The organism is Paenibacillus sp. P4_A7 (assembly GCF_056402455.1).
In genome coordinates, this window is the sequence record NZ_JBFUHJ010000365.1 from 1 (window position 1) to 5,747 (window position 5,747).

The following is a 5,747-nucleotide window of genomic DNA, read 5'->3' on the forward strand; positions in this document are numbered from 1 at the left end:
CAGTATACCATTAGGTCCAAAATCAACCTCGGTTCCAACTGGCTGAAATTGTGCTCTTCTAGCATGCTCACCTAGCATAACAGCAGCTTGTCCCACTATTTCCTTCAGCTTCCGGGCTATATATTGAAATCTACTACTGCTGAGAAGAATTTGTGATTGAAGCTTAGGAGCCAGATCATCAACCGTCTGCGCAGCGGCTGCCTTCAACTCTGCTGCAGGCATCGATCCCCATCGCTGGCCGAGCCCGCTTGCAAGACGGCTCAAAGCCGCATGGAACAGCTGCCCCACATCAGGGGCATCAAGACGATAGAGCTTTCGCTCTCGCAGCTTCAAGCCGTGAATAGCAAAATGCTGGAAAGGACATGAAACGAATCTTTCCATTCGCGACACACTGACCTGCAATCGATCACCGTAAAGCTTTCTTGCTGTATCCTTATAGAGATAATTTTCTTGATTCACATAGTTTAATGAGCCTGTTAGCAGCTGCAGCTTATGCTGCCATTCTGGCCTTACCACGTACCAATTGTACATATCCCACCAAAAAGGCGCTATTACAGAACCTTGCCGCCATTTACGCATGGCCGCGATCAAATAAGACAGCGTTCGCTGAGGATGAGCTACGAACATTCTCTGTTCTGCTAGGGTCAAACTCTCGAGCGGTTCAGCAGCTTCACTATGAATAGGAATTCCAGGAAACAGCTGACGCACATGACGTATGATTTCTGAAGGCAATAAGCTCTTGCCTTCCTCATCGGCCTGTGCCCAGCTAAGCCACAAATGTTTACTAGGCGTCGTTAATGCGTTATAAATCATAAATCTCTCATCGAGCAATCGTCTTCTAACACCTGGCGCCATCGCCATGCCATCCTCAGCCAAACGTTCTCGCTCAGGCTCGGTTAATATCCCGTCTTCTTTAACACGCATCGGCATAACGCCATCATTCGCACCTAAGACGTAACAAATTTGCACATGGCCAGATCTTGTTCGATCCATGCTTCCAATCAGCACTTGATCGAGTGCCGGAGGAACGGATGCCAGCTTTAAGCTGTCCAGCCCCGCTTCCACCATACCTGCAAACAATTCTGGCGTTACCGTTTGCTGACCAGCAAGCTCTACGAGCTGATCAAGTAGCGTCATGACACTATCCCAAAGCTGCCGATGACTACGAGCCCGCTGTGCTTTGCCAACATTAATGTCATGCATGCTCCAGCGTTCTAATCGATCTGCTGCATTTGATTGATCGAGTAAACGATACAGTGCTTCACACATGCCTTGAATATTGTCTGCTTTCTTCAGCGCTTCTCCAAAACGACGCAAAGGAGGTACGACAGCTTCTCTTGCCGCCATCACAATATCGAATTCGCGCTGTGCTTTATCGCTTATTTTCGTTTCGATATCAGTATCATCATCAAGTGACACCGGGACTAGTGGATACCACCGTTTACGGTCCAACCATTTCCAGCCGTCAATTCCCGCGGCTAAAGCATAATTTTCTAGTAGATCGAACCATTCGCGCAGTAAGCTGCCGTCCATAGGAAATAACATTTCCGTTTTGACGCAGCGAAACACCGCATCATACCGCCAACCGAACAAGACCGTCTCCATAGCGGACCGGATAAATTCAACAAGTGGATGATTTACGGCCTTTTGCTTCTGATCCACGAAGAAGGGGATGCCATAATCAGCAAATACCAGAGCGATATAATCCGAGTAATCCTCAGCATTACGAACCATTACTGCAATATCTCGCCAGCGAACGCCATCTGTCTGAGCTCTACGTACAATGTCACGAGCAACGGCCTCTACCTCTGCTCGTCGATTCGCTGCAGCATGCAAAGACACCCCGCATTGCACATTTTCCGGATCCAACATCGACTTATTGGAAATAACCATTGGAATTCGTTCACTGTAGTGCTTCTCCAAATGAGCAAGCATCGGACTATTGTGGAATCGAATCGGCGACTTCTCACCAAGAATGGTTGGAGGGATTATCGTTACTTCATGCTTAGAAGCAAGCTCTATTAGCTTGTTATAAGTGTCCGCAGTAGGATGAAACAAATCAAGCTCATGCGGCTGTTCCCCTTGCTCATACGTCCGATTTAATGTGAGGGTAACCGTTATTTGAGCTGAAGAAGCCATCAGAGCACCTAGCGCTTCATACTCTGTCGGAGTAAATCCGTAAAATCCATCTACCCAGAACTCAGCGCCTTGCATAGAGGCTGCCCCTGAGAATCCGTTTTGCAAATAACGCAAATAATCCTCGGCGTCTATATATAAGCCCGCGAGCTCTTGTTCCATTTGGGAATAAATAAGCTGCAAATCATGCATCTTACGCTTTAGCAAAGTCGAATGGCCGGCACCCGCCTCTGCTGCATTCCGTTTATCCTGCAGCAGTTCAGCATCGATGCCATATCGCTTCCACTCTGTTAGCAGCTCGGCAAGGCGATCAATAAAGCCGGGCTGCTCCGCTCCACTTTGAAACAGCTCAAGCTGCTGACCAAGCCTATGTACGATTTTGTACAAAAGCATATGCTTACCCGTATCGCCTATCGGTACAAGCGCTGTTCCGCCTGTCTCTTGCATGACGCGAAAAGCTAGCCTGCGAAAGCTAAGCGCCTGTGCTCTAATCGTACCGTGTAAATCGCCGGTTTGAAGCAAAGCATACTCTGTTTGAAAGGTAGCTTGCTCTGGAACGAGCATAACAAGCGGCGGTCCATCCGGAGCTGCTTGCAACTGCTGCCTCATTTCGTTTAAGCATAAGGCTGTTTTACCGGTTCCCGAGCGGCCGATGACAAATCGAAGCGACATGTGCAACCCTCCCGTCTATGCTATCTATAACCTTGTCTATTATTTGCTTCTTACTTCGAAGATCGCAAATTTCAAATAATGCCCTTCATTCACGCCTAGCAATTGCGGATGATCCTTGCCTGCGGCACGCCATTCGATTAATCGAAGCTGCTTACCGGCATCTGTTGCCGCTTCCTGGATCGCTTCAAGAAACAATTCTGGGCGCATGTGATAAGAGCAGCTCGCTGTAACCAAATAACCACCCTCATTGACTAGCTTCAGGCCTTGTAAATTAATATCTTTATAGCCGCGGCTTGCACCGGGCACAGCGCTTTTTGTTTTGGCAAAAGCCGGCGGATCGAGAATAACGACATCCCATGTTCTGCCTACCGCGCCTTCTTGCTTCTTAGAGGTGTCAACGCCGCCAAGTCCGCGCTGCTTCCGTTCATCATTACCCTTCACTTGCGCACGCAAGTACTCAAATGCATCTGCTACTACAAATTCTACCCGATCTGTGAACCCATTCCGCTCCACATTCCGTTTTGCCGTTTCTATCGCATGCTCCGACACATCCAAGCAGGTTACCTTCTTCGCGCCGTACTTGCAGGCATGAAGCGTAAAGCTGCCCGTATGCGCAAAGCACTCAAGCACCGATGCACCGTCCCAGTAAGGGAATGTAACGATTTTTCCATTTGAATTGACTGGTACAAGATCTTTAGAGGCTGCCTCCATCTGAACAACATCGCTAGCTGAGTGTCCTTCTGCTTCGACTCTATCCATCAATTGAATTCCGCTGCGACCRCCCCAACCGGTCATTAACGGCGCGATCGAAGCACGATTTTCACGTTGATCGAAGAAATAACCGGTTTTCTGCCCTTGTGCAATATCCACCTCAAGCTTTATACCGTTCTCCTCAATATCGATAATAGACGGACAGTCACCGTATAAAACACCTGTGCGCTGCTCTAGGCCTTCCAACGAACGCACACTAACATCACTTCGTTCATAGATGCCGCGAGGCTTAAATACGTCAATCAACGCTTCTAGCAAAGCTTCACGTCTAATATTCATACCAAGTGTCAGCAATTGAAGCACTAACACATCATTGAAACGGTCTACGACGAGCCCCGGCATGAAATCCGCTTCCCCATATACCAATCGACAATCGTTGTCTTTAACGAACCGCTGACGGTGTTCTTGGCATTGCTGCAGTCTTGAACGGAAAAATTCAACGTCCATCACTTCTATCGGCTTATACGATACAATGCGAACCGTAATTTGTGATTTAGGATTCCAATAACCAGTTGCCAAATAACGCCCTTGGTGCGTAACCACATCAACCAAATCACCTGGCTTTGCTTCTCCGTCCAATCGGTCGATTTCACTAGCAAATACCCACGGATGTCCTTGTTCTATACGTTTCTTACGTGCTTTTATTAACCATATTTTTGAATTGCTCATGTCGTGTTTCATCCCCTCAAGGTAACTGCTTGCCTAGCTTGTCATGCTTGTCTTCCGATTAGCATATGTATATAAACGAAACGAATTTTTTCCTTTCAAGAAGGAGAGCATCTAATGATTCATTCTATACTTGTCCCAATGCTGCTTGGTTTCACTGTCTTCATGTGCGGTATGAAGCTGATGGAGCTCGCTTTATATCGACTTGGTGGTCCTTATCTGACTCGTATCTTACAACGTTCAACTGCAACTCCGCTGCACGGGATGGCCATTGGCACAGTAACAACCGCATTTCTTCAAAGCAGTACCGCTGTTACCGTAATCACCATCGGAATGGTAAATGCCGGTTTGCTTACTTTCCCTCGCACACTTGGCATCATACTTGGCACCAATATCGGTACTTGTATAACTACAGAGCTTATTGGTCTCAACTTGAACAAGCTATCTATGCCATTGCTGCAAGTGTCATTCGCATTATGGCTAGTCACTGTTCTGCTTGTAGAAATGAAACTGATCCCTGCACTAGATAGCGCTAACTGGTTAGAAACCCTTCGTTCTGCTGCAGTCGCTTTGTTCGGCTTTGGTCTGCTGCTGACTGGTATGACGATGATGCAAGGTGTTGGTCCCGCTGTTCAAGAAAGCAGCATGTTCGGTTGGTTTCTGATGAAGGCCGGTGAAAGTCTATGGTGGGGGCTTGCCGCAGGCGCTATTCTTACCGCAGCGGTTCACAGCAGTGCAGCCGTAATAGTTATTATTATGGGCTTCGTGTCCATTGGAGCCATGCCCATTGAACTAGGTATCGCAGTCGTTTTGGGTTCAAATATCGGAACATGCGCAACAGCCTTGCTCGCTTCGATAGGAGGCTCAAAGGCTGGGCGGCTTGTTGCGATTTCACACATTGTCTTAAACGTAGGGGGCGCACTATTGTTTATGCCTTTTACGGGAGAGCTTGCTGCCTTATCCAACTTGATTTCATCCTCTCCAGCCGGACAAATCGCACATGCTCAAACGATATTCAATGTATTAAGCTCCCTATTCGCACTTCCGTTTTGCTACTTAAAAGCATTTCGCAAGCTTGACCCAGCAACTAATCTCTAATGAGCTTGCAGGCCAAGCAATTGAAAAGCACCGGCAACGATACGATGATTATTTTCATAGCCAGACTGCTTCTGACGCTTCCAAGCCTCTTGGGGCTCAAACCAATCTACGCCGCGTATCTCCTCTACCTGTGCTTGTAAGGAGCCACCAACTGCTTCAACTAAATAATAATGAACCTCTTTATTGATTATCCCAAGTGTATCATGCTTGTATTGGTATTTAATTTGATCAATTGGAGCGATAATGACCCCTTCCAAACCGGTTTCTTCGACAATTTCCCTCAAAGCGGTCTGTTCAACGGTTTCTCCTTGTTCCATTTTCCCTTTCGGTAGTGAAACCTTACCGTAACGGTCCTGGATGAGTTGAATTTGTAGTTCCCCTTGCTCGGTCCGACGGTACACAAC

At 47.4% G+C, this 5,747-nt stretch carries 4 protein-coding genes; 1 reads left to right on the forward strand and 3 read right to left on the reverse strand.

The window, feature by feature from the left end; translation table 11 throughout:
• Both addB and AC1DWN_RS26325 read right to left on the reverse strand, forming a co-directional pair.
• The coding region (gene addB, locus AC1DWN_RS26320) for a helicase-exonuclease AddAB subunit AddB (RefSeq protein ID WP_477561852.1) at positions 1-2,808 on the reverse strand (2,808 nt) is incomplete at its 3' end.
• Between the two features lie 39 nt (positions 2,809-2,847).
• Positions 2,848-4,248 carry a class I SAM-dependent rRNA methyltransferase gene (locus AC1DWN_RS26325; RefSeq protein ID WP_477561853.1) on the reverse strand — a complete coding sequence of 467 codons (1,401 nt, stop codon included), beginning with the start codon at positions 4,246-4,248 and terminating at the stop codon, positions 2,848-2,850.
• Positions 4,249-4,362: 114 nt separating this feature from the next.
• On the opposite strand from AC1DWN_RS26325, the gene AC1DWN_RS26330 reads away from it, so the two are divergent.
• Complete coding sequence (locus AC1DWN_RS26330; RefSeq protein WP_477561854.1) at positions 4,363-5,343, forward strand: Na/Pi cotransporter family protein; 981 nt, start codon at positions 4,363-4,365, stop codon at positions 5,341-5,343.
• On the opposite strand, the gene AC1DWN_RS26335 is transcribed toward AC1DWN_RS26330, so the two are convergent.
• A partial coding sequence (locus AC1DWN_RS26335) for an NUDIX hydrolase (protein ID WP_477561855.1) occupies positions 5,340-5,747 on the reverse strand: 408 nt, incomplete at its 5' end. The genes AC1DWN_RS26330 and AC1DWN_RS26335 overlap by 4 nt on opposite strands.